This window comes from Mesorhizobium sp. C277A, from assembly GCF_040324395.1.
Classification (GTDB): Bacteria; Pseudomonadota; Alphaproteobacteria; order Rhizobiales; family Rhizobiaceae; genus Mesorhizobium.
The window spans coordinates 2,123,786-2,148,366 of sequence record NZ_JAMYVW010000002.1; the positions used below are offsets into that span (position 1 = coordinate 2,123,786).

Below are 24,581 nucleotides of genomic sequence, written 5' to 3' on the forward strand. Positions count from 1 at the left end.
TCATCGACGCGAAACACTGACGGAGGCACCCTGCGCCGGGCGCAGTGCCAGCGCATAGTCGAACCGGATGACATCGTCGGCCCGGCTAAAAGCAAACTGGCGCACAATGGCAAGGACTGCCTCCCGAACTTCCAGCCGGCCGAGACGTGCGCCACCGCACATGCGCGGTCCGGTGAGGAAAGGAATGAAGGCCCTCCGATCAAAGCTGTTGTCGAGGAACTCCTTCCGGCTGGCATCGAAGACACGCGGGTTTGACCAGAAAGCCGGGTTCTGGTGCACGCCGACGATCGACACCATGATCAATTGCCCGGCGTAGAGACGCCGACCTTCGAGAACCGTATCGGCACCGACTTCCCGGGTCAGGAACGGAATCGGAGGGAAAAAGCGCATCGTTTCGTTGATCATGCAATCGGTATACGGCGTCTGCGCATCGCCCGAGAGAACCTCGGCATGGATACGGTCTTGCACCTGCTGGTTTGCCCCCAGTCTATCGATCACCCAAAGTGCGGTCGTCACCGATGTCTCGACGCCTGCGAAGAAGTTCATGACAAACTCCTCCACCGGCGAGAAGCCTTCGATATCTGTGGCTTCGCTTCTAAAGCGGTCCATCTCCGCAGCGGCGCGGGGATCCGCCATCAGCAGCGATGCGAAATCGGCGACCACCGCGCGAGCGTCCTGGATAGCGTTCCCACGTTCGGCGGTCGTCGGCGTCACCCAGGAATAATATTGGAGACGCCTCAGAACGTCGCGGACCCTGTCGAGCAGCAACAGCGTCGCCGCCATATCGGGAACAAGGCCGAACGCCCTGTAAAATATGGTCATCGACGCGGCGAACAACGCTTGCTGGATGGCTGGTAGCGTGGCGTCGCTACTGGACAGACAGGTGGCGAAGATTTCCGCAACGGGATGCTGCTGCGCCGGCTTGGCGGCCGCCAAATAGACGTCCTGGGTGATGGTACGCCGGACCGACCAATCCTGATCGTTCGTGTTGAAACGGCTGAAACCGAGCGCCGAGATCAGGGAGAAGTTCTTCCGAAAGAGCTCCGGCGCCTTGACGATTGTGTCGACGGCTTCCGGATTGTCAAAGACAACCATGTTGCCGAAGTCGCTGGGCCGACCACTCGTTTCCGCCTGCCCGCCATGAGCAAAAAGCGCATAGACGAGATTGTTGAGAACGCTTTCGATTTGTATCCGGTCGTCCATCGATGCCCCCCGCGCAGCCGTAGACACCAGGCGGCCAGCGCCGACATCTCGACCAGAAACTCCTACGCTATCACATTCGATTCGCAGAGATAAAAGGGGTTCTGTGGCAAACGCGTAACACTGCCCGATAAATGATTATGGCAGCTATGACGAAAGGTGCCGCTGCGGTAGTGTGCGAGTGGGCTAATATCAATTCAGATCGATTCCAGGCGGGGAAAAATGCGAAATCAGGTTTCAAGTAAGCTTCTTGCTACGGTTGCAGCGTCTGCCGCTTCGGTGACATCAGTTGGTGTGGTCGCGGCTCATGCCGCCGATGCACAGGTAACCGATCCTGCAGTGGTCGATTCCCGCATCAAGATTGCCTTCGAAGGCGCGGTCTATCAATCCAACGTCGACAAGCTTGGCGATACCAGCGACAAGCTCGGCAGTGGCAATGATTTCGGCGATCTCTACGGATCAGTGGCGCTCACCAAAGCGATTTCTTCGGATGTGGACTGGAGGCTCGCTGGTACTTTTCACGCCGGCCAGGACAACGACTTTAGTCTGAATGTCCCGCAAAGTGGCGGCGTCATCGGCCTGTCGTTCGGCAACAGCTACAATTTCCAAACGCTCGACTTCGATATCGGCAAGCATGTCGAGGCGCAGGGCGCCGACATCCGATTCTTCGGCGGTCTGCGCTTGCTGCACTCCAAGGAGAAGCTGAATTTCAATGTGAGCGCCACTCCCAATGATCCGGCCGACAAGGGCGGCAACGCTGACAAGCTTGGCTCATCCGAGTTCTACGGCATCGGTCCGCGCCTCGGCGCCGAAGTCTACTATCCGCTGGGTGAGACGTGGGGTCTTACCGGTGCGGTTTCGGGCTCGGCTATGTGGGGCCGACGGACGGACAAGTTTAGCCTCCACGAACATGAGAGCGATCCAAGCGATCCTACTCCTGATCCAGATATCAACGTCAGCGAAAGCCAGCATTCCAACAAGGTTGTTACCAGCATAGACCTTTCCGGTGGCGTGACTTTCAAACCGTGGGAAAATACCACGTTCACCGCAGGCTATCGGGTCGAACAGTGGCACAATCTGCTTGAGATGGCGGACAAGAGCACCCAGACATTCAACGGCCCGTTCCTGCGCCTCGAAGTCAAGATGTAGGCCGGCGGTTCGAGCCTCCCAGCTCGGACTACTGCTTCGAATGGATTGCAATTGACGGAACAGGAAGTGGCGTTTGAATCTAGGGTTGCCGTCAATGGCAACGTCAAACTGCACTACACAGCGGCGGGCTCAGGCCCGCCGATTGTGTTTCTGCATGGCATTCCGGATCACGGAATGGGCTGGCGCCGGCAGATGCAAGCGCTCTGCGACCGATATCGGGTGATCGCGCCGGACCTGAGGGGCTTCGGACAAAGCGATGGACCACAAGGCCATGGCAACTATGCGCTGACCCACCTGGTCAACGACGTGCTGGCTGTTCTTGCAGCGGAAAAGCTGACCCAGGCCGCTATTGTCGGCCATGACTGGGGTGGCATCATCGCATGGTGGCTGGCCATACGCGTGCCGCAGGTCGTGCGCCATCTCATCCTGCTGTCGGCACCGCACCCCCGCAACTATCTGCGTGCGGTCGCCGATCCGGCCAATGCCGAGATCATCGGATATGTACGTGGCTTCCAGGTCCCGGGCGCCACCCAGATGCTGGACATCGACAAACTCGCCACCTGGGTCGCCGATCCGCAGGACAGGCAGGCCCTGACAGATTCGCTCAGGCGATCCGATCCGGAAGCGATGCTGGGCTACTACAGGGCCAACATACCGCTTGGCAGGGTGCCGGATCTGGGCCAGCTGCCTTTGGTCAAGGCGCCGACCCTTGTGCTGTTTGGCTCCGACGATCCCTATGTGCCGTCAAGCGCTTTTGACGGGACCTTCCGAGAAGTCGACAACGTTACCGCCGTGATTGCTTTGCCCGGGGCTGGCCACTTCATCCACCATCAAGCAGCCAAGTTTGTCACCGACCAGATCGAAGCATGGGTTGAGCGATCACCGTCCAGTTTCCGACACCTTGGTTAAGCCAAGGTGTCTCAGACCGGCTGAGCAATATAGAGGCCACGTGCTATTTGACCCTAATTCACCGGCAGCGGTCCGAAGCGAATGCGAAAACGCCGGTTTTCGCGGCCCTTCTTCTCGATCTTGCCGATATGGATTTCACCGACTTCGCCGGTGCTTTTGACATGGGTGCCGCCGCAGGGCTGGCTGTCGATCGGAGCGTTGTCGCCGATGCAGACCAGGCGGATCTTGCCGGTGCCTGCGGGCGGCCGGACATTCTTGGATTTCACCAGGCCAGGATTGGCTGCCAGTTCCTCGTCGGTGATCAGCCTGATGAAGATCGGATGATCGGCTCGCACCAGCTCCATCAGCCCGGCGGTGACGTCTTCCCTGGTGAAGCCGGCATCGGGAGCGTCGAAGTCGACGCGGCTGTCATCTTCGGAAACCGCAGCACCGGTAATCGGAAACGGACAGACTACGGTGAGCAAATGGCAAGCTGCGTGCATGCGCATCAGGAGATGCCGCCGCTCCCAGTCGATGGCGAGTTTCACCTGCTCGCCGACCTCGGGTGCCGGCTGCTCCGGCGCCGGCACATGGATAATCTCGTCCTTGGTCTCGCCGGTGATGGTGGCGGCAATGGCGATGCGGCTGCCGTCGGCGCGCTCTAATGTTCCGGTATCGCCAGGCTGGCCGCCCGATGTGGCATAGAAGATGGTCCGGTCGAGAATGATGCCGCCGCGCTCGTTGATGGCGACAACAGTGGCGTCAGCCGCTCTGAGATAGGCGTCGTCGCGAAACAGCGCTTCTGTTCTGTGCGCCATCAGGCGACCTTCTCATACGGCACCGAAATTGTGCTGCGCTCATCCATCCAGCCCGGCACCGGCAGGTTCTTATCCCGCAGGAATTCCGGGTTGAACAGCTTCGACTGGTAGCGCGTGCCATAGTCGGCAAGGATGGTCACGATGGTGTGGCCGGGGCCAAGCTCGCGCGCCAGCCGTATCGCGCCGGCAATGTTGATGCCGGTCGAACCGCCGACGCACAGGCCTTCTTCCTGGATCAGGTCGAAGACGATCGGCAGCGCTTCCTCGTCCGGCACCTGGAACGAGAAGTCCGGCGTGAACCCATCGAGATTTGCCGTGATGCGCCCCTGCCCTATCCCTTCGGTGATCGAGCTGCCGTCGGACTTCAATTCGCCACTGGTGTAGAAGGAATAGAGCGCCGCACCCAGCGGATCGGCGAGTGCGATCTTGACGTTGCTGCTCCTGGCCTTCAGCCCGAAGGCGACGCCGGCCAGCGTTCCGCCCGAACCCACCGCCGAGACAAAACCGTCGACCTTGCCGCCGGTCTGCGTCCAGATTTCTTCCGCCGTGGTGCGGATATGGCCGTCGCGATTGGCAACGTTGTCGAACTGGTTGGCCCAGATCGCGCCGTTCGGCTCCGACCTCGCCATCTGCTCGGCCAACCGCCCCGACAGTTTCACGTAATTGTTGGGGTTCTTGTAAGGCACCGCCGGCACTTCGATCAGCTCGGCGCCAAGCAGCTTGATCGTGTCCTTCTTTTCCTGGCTCTGGGTGTCGGGAATGACGATCACTGTGCGATAGCCCAGCGCCTTGGCGACCAGCGTCAGGCCGATGCCGGTATTGCCTGCCGTGCCCTCGACGATGACGCCGCCCGGCTTCAACAGCCCGCGCTGTTCGGCGTCGCGGATGATGAACAGGCCGGCGCGATCCTTGACCGACTGGCCGGGGTTCATGAACTCGGCCTTGCCCAGGATCTCGCAGCCGGTCTGCTCCGAGGCCTTGTTGAGGCGGATCAGGGGCGTGTTGCCGATCGCTTCGATCACAGAACGGGGCATCCGGGATTCCTTATGTAGCTGCGGCGAGACCCTAGAAACCCGAAGCGTGCGTTTCAAGGCAAGAATTCGCCTGGTCCAGTCGCATTTCGGGCACTGCAATCTCCCGCGGCCGGACATCGCGCGATGACGATCATTTCAACCAGTACGGAAAAGCGCTCTTTTCATTCGATTTGTTCACCGCTAGAGCACTAATGACAGATCGGCAGGGCGCAGAATGACACTTTACCGGGCCAACCCGAAGCACGGCGTCGCCTGGATAACCGGCGGCAGCAGCGGCATCGGCCGTGCGCTGGCAAAGGACCTCGCGGCAAAGGGCTTTGTCGTCGCGGTCACCGCACTCGACGGCGACCCACTCGACGCGCTCATCGTCGAGACGGCGCAGATGCCGGGACGTGTCGTGGCCTACCCTTGCGACGTCACCGATGAGCCGCGCATGGCAAGCACGGTGGCGGCGATTGAAAAGGAGCTCGGGCCGGTCGTGCTCGCCGTCTTCAACGCCGGCAACTACATCGCCACGCCCGGCGAAGACCTCAGGGTCCGCGACTTTCGCCAGACCTTCGAGGTCAACTATTTCGGTATCATCAATGGCCTCGTCCCGCTCATGGAGCGCATGCGCATCCGTGCGCGCGGCCATATCGTGCTTGTCGGATCCGTCACAGCCTATTTCGGCTGGCCGACCACGGCGGCCTATGGCGGCTCGAAGGCGGCGATCAACATCCTGGCCGAGTCGCTGAAATACGATTTCGACAAGATGAATGTCCGGATCCAGGTGATGAATCCGGGCTTCATCGACACGCCGCTGACCGAAAAGAACATGCTGCCGATGCCGGGACTGATGCCGGTCAACCGCGCCTCGCGCCGCATGCTGCGCGGCATCGAGCATGGCGGCTTCGAGGTTACCTTCCCTCACCGGCTGAGCTGGGGGCTGAAGCTGCTGGCACTGCTGCCAAGGCCAGTCTGCCGGTGGTTCATCAGCACGGCGACCCGCTGGACAGGGCGGCCGCTGAATTTCGACCGCAAGCCGCCGAACCAATAGCTGTCCACAGCCCGGCTGTTGCCTGACTGCACCGGCCACCATAGGCTTTAGAATGGAGTCTGAGATGGGGCGACGGATCGTGCTTGCGGTGCTGGGTGTCGTCATCATCCTTGTCCTGGCCCTCCTGCTTGGTCCGCGCATTCCCGTCGACACAACAATCAGCTTCGACCCCAAGGTGATCGGCGACGATCCGCAAGCGTATATCGCGCGTGAAGAGGCTGCCGTGCCCAACGTCCGCGACGGGCTCGAGAAAGAAATCATCTGGGCCGATCCGATGGTTCACGCCAGGACGCCATTGGCGATCGTCTATATCCATGGCTTTTCGGCATCGAAGGGCGAGGTTCGCCCGCTGGCCGACGAGGTCGCCGACCAACTCGACGCCAACCTTTTCTACACCCGCCTCACCGGTCATGGGCAGGACGGCGCTGCTATGGCGCAAGGCAGCGTCAATGCCTGGATCAACGACTATGAGGAGGCGCTCGCCATCGGCCGGGCCATCGGCGACAAGGTGATCGTCATCGGCACCTCGACCGGTGGATCGCTGGCGGCATGGGCGGCGACTGAGCCTGGCGCATCGGACGACGTCGCTGCAATCGCATTCATCTCGCCGAATTTCGGCATCAGGGCTTCAGGCGCCGAGCTGCTGACCATGCCCTGGGGCAGGCAGATCGCCGAGTTCGTCGGCGGCAAGGAGCGCAGCTTTACGACCCGCAACGCGCTGCACGGGAAACTCTGGACGCACACCTATCCAATGGCGGCCGTGCTACCGATGGCGGCGCTGACCAACCTTGCCTACGCAGCGCCTGTGGAGAAGGCAACCATACCGGCGCTGTTCATCTTCTCGGATTCCGACAAGGTGGTGCGCCAGGATCGCACCCGCGAAATCGCCGGCCGCTGGGGCGCACCGCATGAACTGGTGCCCGTCGACGACAATGGCGATCCCGACGACCACGTCATTGCCGGCGACGCGCTGTCGCCCTCGACCACGGCATTCCTGGCGCAGCGGATCGTCGTGTGGGTTCAGGCAATTACCGGGCAGCCCTAAACGAAAAAGGACGGCCGAAGCATTGCCCCGACCGTCCTCATATTCGATCGTCAGCAATCAAGCCAGGCTCGACGAGCCTGACCGGTTCGTCTGATCAGGCAGCCCGCGCCGCGGGCCGCTTGCCGCCGAAGCGGCGCTTGTTGTTGCCCTTGAAGGCCTTGGCGCCTTCCGGCTTGCGCTCGCTTGCACCCGCAAAGGCCGGCTTGTCACCAAAACGCTTCTTGGCGAAGCCGTTGTTCTGGCCACCGGGCCGCCTGCCGTCGCGACGGCCATTGCGGTCGTTGCGATCGTTGGCGGGCTCGAAGCGCTCGTTCTTTTCGGCCGGATTGCGCACCGGATCCGGGCTGCCGAGATGGTCGGCAACGATCGGCAGCTTGCTGCGGATGATGCGCTCGACCTGACGCAGCTTGCTGTTTTCGGAAGGATCGCAAAGCGTGATGGCGATGCCGTCCATGCCGTTACGGCCGGTACGGCCGATGCGGTGGACATAGCTTTCGGCCTCATCCGGCAGATCGAAATTCACCACATGGCTGATGCCGGGGACGTCGATGCCGCGCGCCGCGATATCGGTCGCCACGAGAATGCGCACCGAGCCCTCGCGGAAATCGTTGAGCGCCTTCTGGCGGGCGTTCTGCGACTTGTTGCCGTGGATGACGGCGGCCTTGAAGCCGTCGCGTTCGAGGTCCTTGGTCACCCGGTCGGCGCCATGTTTGGTGCGCGAAAAGATGATGACGGACTTCATTGCCTCGTCGGCGAGCATCGTCGACAGCACCTGGCGCTTCTGCTTGGTGCGGGCAAAGACGACACCCTGCACGATCTCGGCGGCCGCGGTGCTCTGCGGCGCGACTTCGACGCGGATCGGGTTCTTCAACAGGCCCTTCGCCAGTTCGGCGATTTCGTTGGGCATGGTGGCCGAGAACAGCACCGTCTGACGGTCGGGCGCGGTCGCCTTGGCGATCCGCTTGACGTCGTTGATGAAGCCCATGTCGAGCATGCGGTCACCCTCGTCCAGCACCAGCCATTTGGTGTCGGAGAGAATCAGGTCGCCCTCGCGCACCAGGTCGGTCAGGCGGCCGGGCGTGGCGATCAGGATGTCGACGCCGGGAGCGACCTTCTTCACCTGGCTGAAGCGCGAGACGCCGCCAAGCACGAGAGCGGTCGAGACATGCGCGCCCTTGGCGAGGATCTTGATGGTGTCCTCGATCTGGACGGCGAGTTCGCGCGTCGGCGCCAGGATCAGCGCACGGGTGGTCTTGGCCCGGCGCTTGGTGCCGAGCGCGATGATCTTCGACAGGATCGGCAGCGCGAAGGCAGCGGTCTTGCCGGAGCCGGTCTGGGCGATGCCGAAGATATCACGGCCTTCCATCTGCGGCGGGATCGCCTGCGTCTGGATCGGCTTCGGCTCGGTGAAGCCGGCGCCATGCGTCGCCTTGAGCAGCGCGCCGGTAATTCCAAGAGCTGCGAAACCGGTGAGGTCCGTAGTGTTGCCGGCCGAGATTGCGTTACCGGCTGAGGTGTTTTCGTTGGTCAAAATAGTCTTCTTTCACGCGGTCTTGGCCGCAAACATCGATGGCGGCAGGGCGCAACCTGCCGTCGAAAAATTTGATATGAAACGACAAGGCTGGCGGACGGTAACGTCCACTCGGCTGCGCTGTCGTGCCCGCAGGCGTCATGCCACGGGGCTCTTTCGCCACTTCGTGATGTATCGGAAAGAGAGGCCGATATACCGGAAAGAGGGAAAACAGACGCAACCAGTCTCATTTGTCGAGAAGGCCGGAATCTCCGGCCCAAGCGCCTATGGGCTGCATATGGCTGAGTTCGCTCCGGAATGCAAGGGGCCACATGTTGCAGCGCAATAATCGAGGCCGAAAGCGGCGCTTGCACACGCCTGCAGGCATCATTACCACAAAGGCAGCTGCCATTTCTGGGGACCGAGCGATGAAGGACGTGCTGAAGGAACTTGAGCGCCGCCGCGAGATCGCCCGCATGGGCGGCGGCCAGGCCCGCATCGACGCCCAGCACAAGAAGGGCAAGCTCACCGCGCGCGAGCGCATCGATGTCTTTCTCGACGAAGGCTCGTTCGAGGAGTTCGACATGTATGTCGAGCATCGCTCGACCGACTTCGGCATGGAGAAAACCAAGATCGCCGGCGATGGTGTCGTCACCGGCTGGGGCACCGTCAATGGCCGTCCGGTCTATCTCTTCGCCAAGGATTTTACCGTCTTCGGCGGCTCGCTGTCGGAGGCTCACGCAGAAAAGGTCATCAAGGTGCAGGAGATGGCGCTGCGCAACCGCGCGCCGATCATCGGCATCTACGACGCCGGCGGCGCCCGCATCCAGGAAGGCGTGGCGGCGCTAGGCGGCTATGCCGAGATCTTTCAGCGCAACGTGCTCGCATCCGGCGTCATTCCTCAGATTTCCGTGATCATGGGCCCGTGCGCCGGCGGCGACGTCTATTCGCCTGCGATGACCGACTTCATCTTCATGGTGCGCGACACCTCTTACATGTTCGTCACCGGGCCGGATGTGGTCAAAACGGTCACCAACGAGACGGTGACGGCCGAGAGCCTTGGCGGCGCGTCCGTCCACACGACCAAATCGTCGATTGCCGACGGCGCCTACGACAATGACGTCGAGGCGCTGTTGCAGATGCGCCGGCTGGTAGACCTTTTGCCCGCGTCAAATACGTCGGAGCTTCCTGAGATCGAGTGCTACCAGTCGGTCACCGACCATGATCTGTCGCTCGACCGGCTGATCCCAGACAACGCCAACAAGCCTTACGACATCAAGGAGCTGATCCTCAAAGTTGCCGATGAAGGCGATTTCTTCGAGATCCAGCAGAACTTTGCCAAGAACATCGTCACCGGTTTCGGCCGCGTCGAAGGCCGCACCGTCGGCTTCGTCGCCAACCAGCCGATGGTGCTGGCCGGCGTGCTCGATTCCGACGCAAGCCGCAAGGCGGCGCGCTTCGTGCGCTTCTGCGACTGTTTTTCCATTCCCATCGTCACCTTCGTCGACGTACCCGGCTTCCTGCCCGGCACCGCGCAGGAATATGGCGGCCTGATCAAGCATGGCGCGAAACTCCTGTTTGCCTACGCCGAGGCGACCGTGCCGAAAATCACGGTCATCACCCGCAAAGCCTATGGCGGCGCCTATGACGTGATGGCCTCAAAGCACCTGCGCGGCGATATGAACTATGCCTGGCCGACGGCGCAGATCGCGGTGATGGGGGCGAGAGGCGCGGTCGAGATCATCTACCGCAAGGATATTGGCGACGCCGAAAAGATCGCAGCTCACACAAAGGCTTACGAGGACCGTTTCCTGTCGCCCTTCGTCGCCGCCGAACGCGGCTATGTCGACGAGGTGATCATGCCGCATTCGACCCGCCGCCGCATTGCCCGGGCACTGCGCATGCTGCGCAACAAGGACATGCAGAACCCTTGGAAGAAGCACGACAACATCCCGTTGTAACATCCAATGTCGCGACTGATCATCAGCGCCGGTCGGCGGTTTGGCAGGTTCACGGTCCTGTTTTTCGTTGTTCCCGCTCTCATCGTCTTCTGCGTCTGGATGTCCCTGCTCGACAACCAACCAATCTGGTTTATCGCCAGCGGCTTCGTCGTCATGCCGATCGCCACCACGGCCTTGGCATTTCTGTTCGGCACATTGTTTGCGGGCTTCCGACGCAGCAAGATCAAAGGCGTCAGTGAAGCAGAAGCGCCCGGCCTGTGGGCGCTGTGGCGGAGCGTCGCCGGACCGCGCCGTGCTGCGCGCACGGTTGTCATACTAGAGGGCAACCTGAACGCCAGCGTGCGCGAAGAGCGCACGCTTCTCGGCCTTCTCGGCAATCGGCTGTTTCTAACCATTGGCATCCCTCTCCTCGCAGTGACCGATGAAAGAGCGCTTGCCGCGATCCTTGCCCATGAGGACGCGCATGTGCGCAACAAGGATACCAATGGCAGCCTCAATCTCGCTGAGTTCGAAAACGGTTTCGGATTTGTCTTCGAGTATGCCCCGCCCGGAACCACGATCACAGGCAGCCTGCTCCACGCCGCTATCGGCTGGCTGGCGCAATCGTTCGAGCGGGAAGAAATCCGGCTTTCGCGCGAAGCGGAGATCAAGGCAGATCGACACGCGGCATCCTCCGGCGACGCCGAGCACGCCGCACGCGCGCTGTTGCTTCTTGCCACGGCAGACGTGCATTTCACGGAGACGGTCTATGACCCTTTGCAGCATGAATTGCGAGGTGCTTTGCGTCCGCCGCGAGCGCCGCTCGAGCGCGTGCTGGAAGCTGCCGGCCAGCTGCGAGAACCCATTTGCCTCAATGTTTGCGCCCGCAAGGCGTGGGCAAGCCCGGATGACGCAAAGTCTACCCATCCATCATGGGCTCAACGGCTGGCGGCGCTTGGCTACACGGAGCCGCCCGACCTGGACCCGATCGCCGTGACCGCGCTCTCGACGCTGCTGAACTCGAGCGTAGCACAGCGGCATATTGCGGAATTCGACACCAAATGGACTGCGCGGATGGAAGACTATCTCCAGCGCTGAACTGGTGGTCGCCCAACTCGCAGGCTCACTCCTCTTCCGCCGCGCCGAACCCCGCATCCCTGGGGGCGCTGGTCGCGGTCGCCCAAGGCGTTGCGTGGTTGTCGATGCGCATCTGGAAGATGAAATAGGTCGGCGAGCAGTAGCCGATGCCTTTTACCTTGTCGGCGCCCGGCGTGTCCGGCGGCAGCGACTGGCACATATAATCCTCGCGGCAGAAATGATCGGCCGAACATGCGGGACGGTTGCCGCGGTTGACCGCGCCGCCGAGGCACTGGTCGAAATTGTTGGTGGCGACGCAGGTGTCGAATTTCTTGCCGCCGACCATCGCAAATTTCCGATGGCATCGGCTTGCCCGTCTTGAAGGCGGCGAAGCTGCGGTCCTTGTCGTCGCAGGCGCGATAAGCGATGCCTGCCGGTACGCCGATTTTCGGTGGCCGGCAGGTGTAGGCGGTCCGCGAAAGGGTCGGCGCAAAAGCGGCGAACTGGCCGGTGATCTTGTAGCGGTCGTTGAACGGCTGAGACGGGTTGCTGGAGATCGACCCGGTCAGGCAGGGATGGCCCGAAAACATCTTTGGACTGTCCTTGGGCAACAGACATTGCGCCAGCGTGGTGCGCACGCCTGAGGCCGTCGCCAGCGGCGTGCAGACGGTGCCGCCACCGCATTGCCAAGTCGCGCCGAAGCGTTTTGCATCATCCGGCATCAGGCACGGCATCGCGATCTCGGCCGGGGCGTAGCCGACATCGCCGGCATCGGTCCATGTCGCCGGCGGCGCGAAGGACAGCGGCCGGTAGCGGTTCGGCTCCTTGCCTTCTTCCGTCGCGCGCAGCCAGGCCTCACGTCGCGGAATCTCGGCATGGAGATGCGGCGAGATGCCGACCTCGATCCGGTTGAGAGGCGACGTCGTTTTGTCGTCGAGGCCGATGAAGTGAAAGCCGGCCGTCGAGCTTGCCTGGTGGCAGCCCTGGCAGGCGCCATTGTCCAGCCGCTCGACCAGCGCCTCCGGTGTCCGCACCAGTTTCAGCGCCGCATAGTCCAGGCCGGCGAAATCCGCTGGCTGGAACAGCGGCGTGAACGGATGGTTGGCCCGTCTCGCGCTGCCGAAGGTCGACCACGAGATGATTTTCTTCGCCAGGAATTCGTCGGGGATTTCGTAGACGCCGAGATCGACGGCCGCGACATTGGCGCTGACGTAGTCGGCGAGCCTTTTCTTGAGTGCAGCATTGTCCGAGAGCCGCGCAACGTCAGGCGTATTCTCCAGCGGCTTCTCGCTGATGGCAGCGCCATCGATGCCGAAGATCCGCATCAGATAGGCCGCCTGCCCGCCGAACTCGGTCTCCTGGCCCGAGGGAAAGCGCACCACTTGCGCGTTGAGTTCGAGCTGTTTGAAAGTCAGTTCCTCCGGTGCCAGCGGCCCGCCGACCAGCCAGCCGGCATCGACGTTTTCGTCGATCTGCGGTGTCCAGCGCCCGGCAACGCCGACGCAGCCGCCATCGGCATCCGGCGCCACGCTGTAGACGGCGTTGAAATTGAATGGCAGCCGCGATGCCAGAACCTTGCCGTTCTTGCGGAAACTGTAGGCCAGGCGATAGACAAAGCGCACCTCGCCACAGCTCTTGTCACCTTGCAGCGCGGTGAAGTCACGCCGGTCCAGCCGGTTGACGACGCCGACCAGGCGGAAGCGCGCGGCCTCGGTCTTCAGCCAGCGCATATCCATGATGCGGCCGACATTGCCGTCGGTCACCTCGTAGAGCGTGCGCCCGCCGGCCTTTATCTCGGCCCGCAGCGTGGCAATATCGGTCGCCACCATGTCGACAACAGCACGATAGGCCGGCACCTCACTGTAGAGCGTCTTCAGATCGTCCGCGCCGTCGACGGCGAAAATGCCGGCGAAGCCAAACCCCTTGGCATCGAGGGCGGCGAGCACCGCCGGATCGTCGACGATGGTCACCGGCTGCTCAGCGCGCACGCCATGCGAGGCGAACAGCGCGATGATGGCTGCAATGGCGAGCGCGAAACGCTTCATCCGATCGGCACCTTCTGCCGTGCCTCGACAAGTTCACGCAGCACCGGCACCAGCGCCAGCGGCAGATCCTCGGCGATCAGACCCGGTCCGAAGCGGCTGCCGGCCTCGGCATGGATCCAGACCGCTGCGCAGGCGGCCTCGAATGCCTGCATGCCCTGCGCCAGCAGCGCGGCGACAATGCCCGCCAGCACGTCGCCGGAACCGGCGGTGGCGAGCCATGGTGCACCATTGGCGTTGATCACCGCGCGGCCGTCCGGCGCCGCGATGACGGTGTCGGCGCCCTTGTAGACCATGATGGCGTTGGCTCGTTCAGCGGCTGCGCGCGCCTTGGCGAGTTTCGACTGCTTCTTGTCCTTCGCGATGTCGGGAAAAAGTCTGGCGAATTCGCCTTCATGCGGCGTCAGCACCAATACCGGCCCCAACGGGAGCAGCGCGGCGTCGAACAGGGCCTGAGGCTGATGCGCCAATGACGTGATGGCGTCAGCATCCAAGACAATGGCAGGGCGCTGAATTCCGAATGAACTCGTCGACGTGCGGTTTAGGTCAGCGACCGTCGCGATCAATTGCAACGCGAAATCCCCCACTTTGGGTTTCGGCCCGAGCCCTGGTCCGAACACAAGTACTTCGGGGTGCCTCGCCGACAAAAATTCCTGCACTTCCTCCATCGAACCGGCCTCGCGCAGCATGATCGATGTCAGATGCGCGGCGTTTACCTGCATGGCATTTTCAGGCGAGAGCACGGTCACCGCCCCTGCCCCGGCTCTGGCTGCAGCCATCGCCGACAGCCGCGCCGCACCTGTCGCGCTCGGCCCGCCGGAAAAGACGCTGACGTGGCCGCGCTTATACTTATGTGTATCGACCGCCGTTTTCGGAAAACAGTATAGCCAGAAGTCAGGCGTGTTCTCGAACGTCTTGATCTTGAACTCATCGACGATCGCATCCGGAATGCCGATATCGGCGACGATGATCTCGCCGCAGAGGCTGCGCCCCGGCATCAGCAGATGGCCGGGCTTTTTCCGCACGAACGTCACCGTCACGTCGGCCTTGAAATAAGCGTTGCTCAAGCCGGTCTCGCCCGACACACCAGAAGGCAGATCGATTGACACCACAGGCACGCGCTCCGCCGCGGCCAATCCTGAGACGGCAGAGGCATGCAGGGATATCTTCTTCGACAATCCCGCACCATAGAGCGCGTCCACGACGACTTCACCCGGTTCCGGGTAGCAGTGTCCGATGTGCTCGACCGGCAGATTGCAGGCCTCGGAAGCTCGCGCCGCATCACTCCCGGGCTTCTGCTTGCCTTCGGCCCAGAGCGTCACATTCACACCAGCCTCGGCCAGCAACCGCGCTACAACATAGCCGTCGCCACCATTATTGCCGGGGCCGCACAGCACGTGCACGCGGCTTGCTGCGGGATAGCGTGCCAGGACCACAGCAGCGACCGCTTCGCCGGCGCGCTGCATCAGGCCATAGCCGTCGAGCGGACCGGCCGCGATCGCCAGCCGGTCGACCTCGCCCATCTCGGCCGGCGACAGGACTTCATTGCTCATGGATTGCCGATCCCGCATTTCGTTCAAGGCCGACCCTTTGTCCCTATCGAGCATTGTCCAGTTTCGGATTCGAAGCAAACGGCCAGGTGCTGCGTTGGCGTGCGGCCAATCCTTTCGCAGACTGGTGCCACGGATCCGCGCGGGCCTGCAAAATGCGCAATCTGCCTAATTATCGTGCAGACGCCCGAAGCGGCAATGTGTAGGCTTCGGGCAGCTTTGCCGCAGCCGAAGCAGAGGATGACGCGAATGTGCATCCCGGCGCGGCGCGGCATTGGAATTGCGCGAAACCGCTTCGCGTGGGCTGAAATTGGCACAGTTCGTGCTTGATGGAGGCGCAAGCGGGGCGCACAACCCGTTTTTTTGGCAGTGGAGGCCACTTTTTACATGAAAAAGATCGAAGCGATCATCAAGCCGTTCAAGCTAGACGAAGTGAAGGAAGCGCTTCAGGAGGCCGGTCTGCAAGGCATTACCGTGACCGAGGCCAAGGGCTTTGGCCGCCAGAAAGGCCATACCGAACTCTATCGCGGCGCCGAATATGTCGTCGACTTCCTGCCCAAGGTGAAGATCGAAGTCGTGCTGGGCGACGACGCCGTCGAAGGCGCCATCGAAGCCATCCGCAAGGCGGCGCAGACCGGCCGCATCGGCGACGGCAAGATCTTCGTCTCCAACATCGAGGAGGTCGTTCGCATCCGCACCGGCGAAACGGGGATGGACGCCGTCTGAGCTTTCTGATTTCAGATTAACGTCTCCTCGAAACGTCATCACACAGGGAAGAAACGACATGACGACAGCCAAAGACATCATGAAGCAGATCAAGGACAACGACGTGAAATTCGTCGACCTGCGCTTCACCGATCCGAAGGGCAAGCTGCAGCACGTGACGATGGATGTCATCGAGGTCGAGGAAGACATGTTCGCCGACGGCGTCATGTTCGACGGCTCCTCGATCGCCGGCTGGAAGGCGATCAACGAGTCCGACATGGTGCTGATGCCCGATGCGGACACCGTCCACATGGATCCGTTCTTCGCCCAGTCGACCATGGTCATCCTGTGCGACATTCTCGATCCGGTCTCCGGCGAATCCTACAACCGCGATCCGCGCGGCACTGCCAAGAAGGCCGAGGCCTACATGAAGGCCGAAGGCATCGGCGACACCATCTATGTCGGCCCCGAAGCCGAGTTCTTCGTCTTCGACGACGTCAAGTACAAGGCCGATCCCTACAACACCGGGTTCAAGCTGGACTCGACCGAACTTCCGTCCAATGACGACACCGACTACGAGACCGGCAATCTCGGCCACCGCCCGCGCGTCAAGGGCGGCTACTTCCCTGTGCCGCCGATCGACAGCGCGCAGGACATGCGCTCCGAAATGCTGACCGTGCTCGCCGAAATGGGCGTGCGCGTCGAAAAACACCATCACGAGGTTGCCGCTGCCCAGCACGAGCTCGGCATCAAGTTCGACACGCTGGTCCGCAACGCCGACAAGATGCTGATCTACAAATATGTCGTGCACCAGGTCGCCAACGCCTATGGCAAGACGGCCACCTTCATGCCGAAGCCGATTTTCGGCGACAACGGCTCGGGCATGCACGTCCACCAGTCGATCTGGAAGAACGGCAAGCCGACCTTCGCCGGCAATGAATATGCCGGCCTGTCGGAGTCGTGCCTGTTCTACATCGGCGGCATCATCAAGCACGCCAAGGCCATCAACGCCTTCACCAACCCGCTGACCAACTCCTACAAGCGCCTTGTGCCTGGCTATGAAGCCCCGGTGCTGCTCGCCTACTCCGCGCGCAACCGTTCGGCCTCCTGCCGCATTCCGTTCGGCTCGTCGCCGAAAGCCAAGCGCGTCGAGGTCCGCTTCCCCGATCCGGGCGCGAACCCCTACCTCGCTTTCGCCGCCATGCTGATGGCCGGCCTCGACGGCATCAAGAACAAGATCCACCCGGGACAGCCGATGGACAAGGATCTTTACGATCTGCCGCCGAAGGAACTGAAGAAGATTCCGACCGTCTGCGGTTCGCTGCGCGAAGCGCTGCAAAGCTTGGACAAGGACCGCGGCTTCCTGAAAGCCGGCGGCGTCTTCGACGACGACCAGATCGACAGCTATATCGAGCTCAAGATGGCCGAAGTGATGCGCTTCGAAATGACCCCGCATCCGGTCGAATACGACATGTACTATTCGGTCTGAACGATAAGCCTCAGCGACAAGGAAAAACCCCGGCGTCAGTTCAGACGCCGGGGTTTTTGTTTGACCAATAGCAGACCGTAGACGTGGTAGCAGCAGGCTACGGCGCAGGCTTACGAAGCCTGCGCCGCTATAGATGCTTAGGCAGCCGCCGAAACCTGCGCGCTGGTCGAAACCTCCGCGATGGTCTTCAGGATCTGCGAAGCGATCTGGTAGGGGTCGCCTTGCGAGTTCGGACGGCGGTCTTCCAGGTAACCCTTGTAGTCATTGTTGACGAAGGAATGCGGCACGCGGATCGAGGCGCCTCGGTCGGCGATGCCGTAGCTGAAGCGGTTCCACGGAGCGGTCTCATGCTTGCCGGTCAGGCGCTTGTCGTTGTCCGGGCCGTAGACGGCGATGTGGTCCATCAGGTTCTTGTCGAATTGAGCCATCAGCGCTTCGAAATAGGCTTTGCCGCCGACTTCGCGCATATAGGCGGTCGAGAAGTTGGCGTGCATGCCCGAGCCGTTCCAGTCGGTGTCGCCGAGCGGCTTGCAGTGATACTCGATGTCGATCTCGTACTTTTCGGTCAGGCGCTGCAAGAGATAGCGGGCCATCCACATCTGGTCGGCGGCCTTCTTGGAGCCTTTGCCGAAAATCTGGAATTCCCACTGGCCCTTGGCCACTTCGGCGTTGATGCCTTCATGGTTGATGCCTGCTGCGAGGCAAAGGTCGAGATGCTCCTCGACGATCTGGCGCGCGATCGGGCCGACATTCGAATAGCCGACGCCGGTGTAGTACGGGCCCTGCGGCGCCGGATAGCCGCTCTCGGGGAAGCCGAGCGGACGGCCGTCCTTGTAGAAGAAATACTCCTGCTCGAAGCCGAACCAGGCGCCCTCGTCGTCGAGGATGGTGGCGCGCTTGTTGGACACATGCGGCGTCACGCCATCTGGCATCATCACTTCGCACATCACCAGCACGCCATTGCTGCGGGCCGGATCCGGGAACACGGCGACCGGCTTCAGCACGCAGTCGGAGCTGTGGCCTTCGGCCTGCTGCGTCGAAGAACCGTCGAAGCCCCACAGCGGCAGCTGCTCGAGCGTCGGTAACTCGGCGAACTCCTTGATCTGGGTCTTGCCGCGAAGATTGGGGACCGGCGTGTAACCATCGAGCCAGATATACTCGAGCTTGTATTTCGTCATTCTAGAGCCTCTCGTTGCTTGATCACCGAACCTGGATGACGCCGGCGCGCCGAGCCATCCAGCAGCCCAGCTGCCGGTCGATAAAATGCAAGTCATGTGCCATTTCCGCTGCGCGGGGTGCGGCAAAAATGCCCTTTCATCCCGGCGATGCATCCAAGCCGCCTAAGCAATGCGCCGGGATCGATCAAAGGCAGAATTTGCTTAAATAACAGGCAAATGCTGATCTTTCTTTAGGCATCTTGCCTAAGTGGTTTGCAGGACCTATTTTGATGGAAAGATGAATCGAAGAGCCTCTCCAGAAGAAAGGAGACCGACCATGGAAATCACCTCAGCCCGTCCGTCGGCCAAAATCCTGATGTTCCCGGTGGCAGCGCGTGCGGGTGCCTCAAATTTAGGCGTAAAGGCCAAGTTTGCGGCAGAGCTTGCTTCGCTGCGCGATCACCCGCTTGCCCATGGCGAGGCCTGGTATCATGAGGCCGCCATTGCGGAGGCCGAACAGCCTCGCAAGAGCTAGGCGTCTTCCGCGCTGATAGATCGAACAGGCCCACAAATCAAAACCCGGCGCGATCGCTCGCGCCGGGTTTTTTGTTTGATACAGAGCCGTCGGCTACTGCTTGGTATGCAGGTCGGTGCCGAGCGTATCCCTGACGAAGATCATGCCGATGATCAGCGTCACCGCCGCGATCACCACCGGATACCAAAGGCCGTAATAGATATCGCCCTTGTAGGCGCTGAACGCGAACACGATCGCGGGCAGCAGGCCGCCGAACCAGCCATTGCCGATGTGATAGGGCAGTGACATGCCGCTGTAGCGGATGCGTGTCGGGAACATCTCGACCAGGATCGCCGCGATCGGCCCGTAGACCATGGTCACGTAGAGGACCAGGATGAACAGGATGCCGATGACCTTTGCCCAGTTGACCTGTGCGGGGTCGGCAAACATCGCGAACGCGCCCGCTGCCGGAACGCTGTACACGGTCACCTCGGTGGCGCCCGCGGCCTCATCCTTGGTCAGCACCTTGTCCTTGATGGCCTGTTCGGTCGGGACCGCGGTCTTTTCGCCGGCGCGGATGGCTGCCGCATCGAGCTTCAGTTCAGGATTGGCCGCGACAAAGGCGTCGAGCTTCTGGTCGGCAACCTTGGCGGCAGCGCGCTTCAACGGGTAACCGCCACCCTGAAGCGCGAGGTTGATACCCTTCTTGAAGGCAGCGTCGCTTGCAGCCTTCTTGTCGCCCGCGGCCTTGGCATCATAAGACGCCACAGTTTCGCTGCCGATCATGACACTCGCCGGGGTCCCCGCCGCCGCGGTAGAGACGATGTCGTAAGGCACCGAGTTCTTGGCAAGGAAGTCGGTCGCGATATCGCACGAACTGACCGGTACGCGCGTGCCGGTCGGGTTGAACTGGAAGTTGCAGTCTCCCGGAGCCGCCGTCACCGTGGCGCGCGTGTTCTGCTGTGCGGTGGCGAGCGCCGGATTGGCGGCCCAGGTCAACGCCTTGAACAGCGGGAAGGTGGTGACGACCGCCAGCGCAAGGCCGGCCATGATGATCGGCTTGCGGCCGATCTTGTCGGACAGCCAGCCGAAGAAGACGAAGAAGCCCGTACCGAGTGCCAGCGCAATGGCGATCATGATGTTCACCGACTGCGCGTCGACCTTGAGCACATTGGCCAGGAAGAACAGTGCGTAGAACTGACCATTGTACCAGACCACGGCCTGACCGGCGGTGAGGCCGAACAGCGCCAGGATGGCGATCTTGGCGTTTTTCCACTGGCCGAAGGCTTCCGACAGCGGCGCCTTGGAACTCTTGCCCTCTTCCTTCATGCGCAGGAAGGTCGGCGATTCCGAAAGCGACAGCCGGATCCAGACCGAAATGCCGAGCAGGATGGCCGAGACCAGGAAAGGAATGCGCCATCCCCAGGCGTTGAAGGCGTCCTTGCTTACAGAATTCTGCACCAGCAGGATGACAATCAGCGACAGGAACAGGCCGAGCGTCGCCGTCGTCTGGATCCATGACGTGTAGAAGCCGCGACGGTCGTCCGGCGCATGTTCCGCGACATAGGTCGCGGCGCCGCCGTACTCGCCGCCAAGCGCCAGGCCCTGCAGCATGCGCAGCGCGATCAACAGGATCGGCGCCAGAATGCCCAGTGTCTCTGAGCCCGGAAGCAGGCCGACAAGGAAAGTCGACAGACCCATGATCATGATGGTGACAAGGAATGTGTATTTGCGGCCGACGAGATCGCCGATGCGGCCGAACACCAGCGCGCCGAACGGGCGCACGATGAAGCCGGCGGCGAAGACCAGCAGCGTGAAGATGTAGCGGGTGCTTTCGGGAAACGAGTTGAAGAAGGTCAAGCCGATCGCGCCGGCCAACGCTCCGTAGAGATAGAAATCATACCATTCGAAAACCGCGCCCAGCGAGGAGGCGAAGATGACCTTCTTCTCCTCTCGTGTCATGCCGCGGCTGGCTCCGCCGGCGGTCGATGCCAATGCCATTGAACTGTCCTCCCGTGAAATCCCGTCTGTCCTCGAGGCTGGGCGTCATCGTCGGCGTTCCCTCTGAACGCGACTCGAACCAGCCATCGGCGTAAAAAATGACAGAAAGCGACCGCCGGAGGCAGACAGACCTTGGATTTATGACTTTGGTATTAGGTGCAGTGCGGCAAAAGGCCGAGGATCAGGTCTTCAGCGCGTCGAGCAGGCCGACGGCCGCCATCATGTCGCGTTTGCGGGCCGAGCGGCGTGCGACAGCCTCGGCGTCCTGGCCCCAGTGCTCGACCTGCCAGTCCTCGTCGACATGGCCGGCGGCCCAGGCCGCGTCGCCGTCGAGCGCGCCGTAATCGACCGCCAGCGCCAGCAGCGCCGACCCGGTCAGCGAAGTCATGACATGGATTGCAGCCAGCCGCAGCGGCTCGGCACGCTGGGCAAGATGGGCGCCGAGGACGGCGAGGCTTTCGCGCGGCTGCTCGACATGGATGATGCCCTCGGCGAGGTTGAACCGAGCCCCTAATGTCGCCCTCGCCCAGTCGATCACCGGATCCCAATGCTGGTTCTGCCGCTCGACCAGCCCCTGCGGCGCGTCGGCGCGGTAGCAGGTCAGATCGGACGAGGCGAAGCGCAAGACGTCCTCCAGCACCGCCTGCGGGTCGCTGGCGACGCCGTCGATGGCGGTGTTGACCAGACGCAGCACCGGCATCGTGACCGGGTCGATGGTCTCGCCCTGTGCAGCGAACTCATTGGCGACCAGGGCGGCGGCCTTTTCGGTCGGCAGCGCCAGCAGCGCCTTGCCCGGCGTGCGCACCGGCTTGCCATCGAGGTGGACGGCAAAACCGTCCTCCACAGCTACGACCGACACGTCCTTGTAGAAGCGCTTCGGCAGGTGCGTCTTCATCTGGATCTGGGCGCGGCGGACCGGATCCGGATCGGACAGATGCTTTCCCGCTTCGAGGTCGTTGAGGATGTCACGCATGGTCGAACTTTCTATCCAGGTACCTGCTTGCGCGCCGGCCGGTTGACGATGATCAGGCCGACTGCGATCAGCCCAAGCGCCACAAAGATCCTGGTCGTTGGCGCCTCGCCAAGAATGATAGCGCCGCAGAGGACGCCGAACACCGGCGACAGGAAGGCGAAGCTCGACAGGCCCGATGCCGGATAGCGCCGGAGCAGCCAGAACCACAGCACATAGGTGAAGGCAACTATATAGAGCGACTGGAACAGCAGCGCCAATGTCGGCAAGGCACTGACCGCGCGGATCGGCGGGCCGGCGAAAGGCAGAACCAGGACACCGACAATGGCCGCACCGGCCAGCTGATAAAGCAGCAATTTCTCGGCACTGGTCTCGACCAGTTTCGAACGCTTGATGACGATGCTGGTCGCCGCCCACAGGATGCCCGAGCCGAGGCTGAGCAGATCGCCCATCAAGGTCACGTCGGTGCCGCCGGCAATCCCGTCGGAAAACACCGCCACCAGGCCACAGAAGGCAAGCACGAGCCCGCCAAGCTTGCGCGCGTTGATACGCTCACCGAGCAGGAAATGGCCGCCGATCAGGACCCAGAACGGCATGGTGTTGACCAGCAGTGTGTTGCGGGCAACGGTCGTGTATTCCAGCCCGATATAGAGGCACAGGAACTCGACGCCGAACAGCACGCCGACGATGATGCCGGCGACAAGCGACCCGTCGGCCTTAAACAGCCTGATGCCGCGCAGCCAGCACCAGCCGAGCACACAGAGCCCGCCGATGATCGAACGTGCGATCGAGACGAAAACCGGATCGAAGCCGGCATAGGAGATCTTGGCGGCGACGTAGTTCAGCCCCCAGGAAAAGGTCAGCCCGACCATGATGGAAGCAGCCGCCAGATCGACCGCATCGCGGCGATCCAATGCCGAGGCGACGGCCAATGTCAGTCCTCCGCGCTGGCGTCGTCGAAGCCGATCAGGTTCCAGCTCTGGCGCATATGCGGCGGCATCGGCGCGGTGACGTCGATGACGCCCTTGTCCGGGTGCGGAATGACGATGCGGCGCGCATGCAGATGCAGGCGGTTCTGAATGCCGCCCGGAAAGTCCCAGTTGGTGTCGGCCTCGAAATATTTGGGGTCGCCGAGGATCGGGCAGCCGATATAGGCGGCATGAACGCGCAGCTGGTGGGTGCGGCCAGTGTACGGCTCCATTTCCAGCCAGGTCATCGTCTGAGCCGCCTGCTCGATGATGCGATAGTAGGACACGGCGTGGTCGGCGCCCTTTTCGCCATGGGCTGCCACGCGCACGCGGTCGCCGTCCTCGGTCGGCTCCTTGATCAGCCAGGTCGAGATCTTGTCCTCACGCTTGGGCGGGACGCCCTTGACCAGCGCCCAATAGGTCTTCTTGGTCTCGCGCGCCCGGAATGACTCGGAAAGCTTCATCGCCGCAAGCCTGGTGCGGGCAACCACCAACACGCCCGACGTGTCGCGGTCGAGCCGGTGCACCAGGCGCGGCTTCTCGCCCTTCTGGCTGCGCCAGGCCTCCAGCATGTCGTCGACATTGCGGGTGACGCCCGAGCCGCCTTGCACCGCCAGGCCGGCCGGCTTGTTGAAGACGAAGACTTTTGGATCTTCGTGGATCAGCATCTTGGCCAGCACATCGGCGTCGCCCTGGTTGCGGATCGAGTAACCCGTAAGCGCACTCTCGCCCTTCTTGTCGACCTCGAGCGGCGGCACACGCACCACCTGGCCGGGCTCGACACGGCTGTCGGCCTTGACCCGGCCGCCATCGACGCGGATCTGGCCCGAGCGCAGCAACTTCTGCAGATGGCCAAAGCCGAGGCCGGGGAAATGGGTCTTGAACCAGCGATCGAGCCGCATGCCCGCCTCGCCGGCCTCCACCGTGATCTGTTCTACGCCTGCCATGATTTTCGCTTTATCCGTTTCTAACGCGTGACCCCGAAAATCTACTCCGGCTTTCGGAAAGGATCATGCGCAAGATCAAAGTTTCTGCAGCGCGTCCAGAGGATGCGGCGTGCTCCAGGTCGGGGCAATAACACTATGAAACGGTTCTTGCGAGCCAAAGTCCCAGAAACAGGGCGATAATGGCGCCAACGACGCTGGCAAGCGCATATCCCAACGCCGTCAGCGTCGCTCCGCGCTCCCACAGGGTCGCGAAATCGAGCGAAAAGGCGGAGAAGGTGGTGAAGCCGCCAAGGATGCCCGTGGCGACGAACAGCCGGAGCTCATTGGAACCGCCGCGCCGCATCAGCGCGGCGACGAACAGCCCCATAACAAAGGAGCCGAGGATGTTGATCGCCATCGTCCCCCAGGGGTAGTTGGGGCCGACGAGGCGCAAGGCGCCGATGTTGGTCAGGTGGCGGATGCCGGCGCCGATGCCGCCGCCGACCACAACAAGAAGCAGATTGAACATGCCCGTTTACTGCCCGGCCAAGGCAGTGCGGTC

At 62.1% G+C, this 24,581-nt stretch carries 21 protein-coding genes; 9 read left to right on the forward strand and 12 right to left on the reverse strand.

Features of this window, described 5'->3' with window-relative positions; translation table 11 throughout:
• Positions 1–1,203, reverse strand: a complete 1,203-nt coding sequence (locus NKK52_RS10650) for a cytochrome P450 (protein WP_023714170.1) — start codon at positions 1,201–1,203, stop codon at positions 1–3.
• A gap of 219 nt (positions 1,204–1,422) precedes the next feature.
• Here NKK52_RS10650 and NKK52_RS10655 point away from each other — a divergent pair, with 219 nt between their 5' ends.
• Positions 1,423–2,349, forward strand: a complete 927-nt coding sequence (locus NKK52_RS10655) for an Lpg1974 family pore-forming outer membrane protein (RefSeq protein WP_156931562.1) — start codon at positions 1,423–1,425, stop codon at positions 2,347–2,349.
• Positions 2,350–2,400: 51 nt separating this feature from the next.
• Complete coding sequence (locus NKK52_RS10660) at positions 2,401–3,258, forward strand: alpha/beta fold hydrolase (protein ID WP_023682579.1); 858 nt, start codon at positions 2,401–2,403, stop codon at positions 3,256–3,258.
• Positions 3,259–3,311: 53 nt separating this feature from the next.
• On the opposite strand, the gene NKK52_RS10665 is transcribed toward NKK52_RS10660, so the two are convergent.
• Together NKK52_RS10665 and NKK52_RS10670 are read right to left on the reverse strand one after the other, a co-directional pair.
• Positions 3,312–4,055 (reverse strand): alanyl-tRNA editing protein, encoded by a 744-nt coding sequence (locus NKK52_RS10665; protein ID WP_023682580.1) that lies wholly within the window; start codon positions 4,053–4,055, stop codon positions 3,312–3,314.
• Positions 4,055–5,089, reverse strand: coding sequence for a cysteine synthase A (locus NKK52_RS10670; RefSeq protein WP_023682581.1), 1,035 nt, complete (start codon positions 5,087–5,089; stop codon positions 4,055–4,057). The genes NKK52_RS10665 and NKK52_RS10670 overlap by 1 nt, the downstream gene beginning before the upstream one ends.
• A gap of 214 nt (positions 5,090–5,303) precedes the next feature.
• On the opposite strand from NKK52_RS10670, the gene NKK52_RS10675 reads away from it, so the two are divergent.
• Positions 5,304–6,125 (forward strand): SDR family oxidoreductase, encoded by an 822-nt coding sequence (locus NKK52_RS10675; RefSeq protein WP_023682582.1) that lies wholly within the window; start codon positions 5,304–5,306, stop codon positions 6,123–6,125.
• Between the two features lie 64 nt (positions 6,126–6,189).
• Positions 6,190–7,170: an alpha/beta hydrolase gene (locus NKK52_RS10680; RefSeq protein WP_023682583.1), complete on the forward strand. Its 981-nt coding sequence runs from the start codon at positions 6,190–6,192 to the stop codon at positions 7,168–7,170.
• 94 nt (positions 7,171–7,264) lie between these two features.
• Here the strand turns inward: NKK52_RS10680 and NKK52_RS10685 are convergent, their stop codons facing one another.
• Positions 7,265–8,701: a DEAD/DEAH box helicase gene (locus NKK52_RS10685; RefSeq protein ID WP_023682584.1), complete on the reverse strand. Its 1,437-nt coding sequence runs from the start codon at positions 8,699–8,701 to the stop codon at positions 7,265–7,267.
• A gap of 407 nt (positions 8,702–9,108) precedes the next feature.
• Here NKK52_RS10685 and NKK52_RS10690 point away from each other — a divergent pair, with 407 nt between their 5' ends.
• The gene (locus tag NKK52_RS10690) at positions 9,109–10,641 is read left to right on the forward strand and encodes an acyl-CoA carboxylase subunit beta (protein ID WP_023682585.1); all 1,533 of its coding nucleotides are present in this window, start codon (positions 9,109–9,111) and stop codon (positions 10,639–10,641) included.
• 6 nt (positions 10,642–10,647) lie between these two features.
• On the forward strand, positions 10,648–11,718 hold the full coding sequence (locus NKK52_RS10695) for a M48 family metallopeptidase (RefSeq protein ID WP_023682586.1): 1,071 nt from the start codon (positions 10,648–10,650) through the stop codon (positions 11,716–11,718).
• On the opposite strand, the gene NKK52_RS10700 is transcribed toward NKK52_RS10695, so the two are convergent.
• On the reverse strand, positions 11,703–13,742 hold the full coding sequence (locus NKK52_RS10700) for a hypothetical protein (protein ID WP_245263065.1): 2,040 nt from the start codon (positions 13,740–13,742) through the stop codon (positions 11,703–11,705). The two genes, NKK52_RS10695 and NKK52_RS10700, sit on opposite strands and share 16 nt — an antisense overlap.
• Entirely contained in the window at positions 13,739–15,292 is a 1,554-nt protein-coding gene (locus NKK52_RS10705) for a bifunctional ADP-dependent NAD(P)H-hydrate dehydratase/NAD(P)H-hydrate epimerase (protein ID WP_023682587.1), read from the reverse strand. The genes NKK52_RS10700 and NKK52_RS10705 overlap by 4 nt, the downstream gene beginning before the upstream one ends.
• Before the next feature lie 384 nt (positions 15,293–15,676).
• Here NKK52_RS10705 and NKK52_RS10710 point away from each other — a divergent pair, with 384 nt between their 5' ends.
• Positions 15,677–16,015 (forward strand): P-II family nitrogen regulator, encoded by a 339-nt coding sequence (locus tag NKK52_RS10710; protein WP_006205430.1) that lies wholly within the window; start codon positions 15,677–15,679, stop codon positions 16,013–16,015.
• A 58-nt stretch (positions 16,016–16,073) separates the two neighbouring features.
• Complete coding sequence (gene glnA, locus NKK52_RS10715) at positions 16,074–17,483, forward strand: type I glutamate--ammonia ligase (RefSeq protein WP_023672775.1); 1,410 nt, start codon at positions 16,074–16,076, stop codon at positions 17,481–17,483.
• Between the two features lie 137 nt (positions 17,484–17,620).
• Here the strand turns inward: glnA and NKK52_RS10720 are convergent, their stop codons facing one another.
• Entirely contained in the window at positions 17,621–18,661 is a 1,041-nt protein-coding gene (locus NKK52_RS10720) for a glutamine synthetase beta-grasp domain-containing protein (protein WP_023682588.1), read from the reverse strand.
• A gap of 316 nt (positions 18,662–18,977) precedes the next feature.
• On the opposite strand from NKK52_RS10720, the gene NKK52_RS10725 reads away from it, so the two are divergent.
• Positions 18,978–19,175, forward strand: a complete 198-nt coding sequence (locus NKK52_RS10725) for a DUF2735 domain-containing protein (protein WP_023682589.1) — start codon at positions 18,978–18,980, stop codon at positions 19,173–19,175.
• A gap of 93 nt (positions 19,176–19,268) precedes the next feature.
• Here NKK52_RS10725 and NKK52_RS10730 read toward each other — a convergent pair whose 3' ends face one another.
• The 5 genes from NKK52_RS10730 to crcB form a co-directional block, all read right to left on the reverse strand.
• The gene (locus NKK52_RS10730; protein WP_023682590.1) at positions 19,269–21,155 is read right to left on the reverse strand and encodes an MFS transporter; all 1,887 of its coding nucleotides are present in this window, start codon (positions 21,153–21,155) and stop codon (positions 19,269–19,271) included.
• Positions 21,156–21,336: 181 nt separating this feature from the next.
• Positions 21,337–22,128 (reverse strand): ATP12 family chaperone protein, encoded by a 792-nt coding sequence (locus NKK52_RS10735; RefSeq protein WP_023682591.1) that lies wholly within the window; start codon positions 22,126–22,128, stop codon positions 21,337–21,339.
• Between the two features lie 11 nt (positions 22,129–22,139).
• Complete coding sequence (locus tag NKK52_RS10740; protein WP_081727411.1) at positions 22,140–22,997, reverse strand: DMT family transporter; 858 nt, start codon at positions 22,995–22,997, stop codon at positions 22,140–22,142.
• A 62-nt stretch (positions 22,998–23,059) separates the two neighbouring features.
• The gene (locus NKK52_RS10745) at positions 23,060–24,040 is read right to left on the reverse strand and encodes an RluA family pseudouridine synthase (RefSeq protein ID WP_023672769.1); all 981 of its coding nucleotides are present in this window, start codon (positions 24,038–24,040) and stop codon (positions 23,060–23,062) included.
• 133 nt (positions 24,041–24,173) lie between these two features.
• Entirely contained in the window at positions 24,174–24,548 is a 375-nt protein-coding gene (gene crcB, locus NKK52_RS10750) for a fluoride efflux transporter CrcB (RefSeq protein ID WP_023682593.1), read from the reverse strand.
• Between the last annotated feature and the right edge of the window lie 33 nt (positions 24,549–24,581).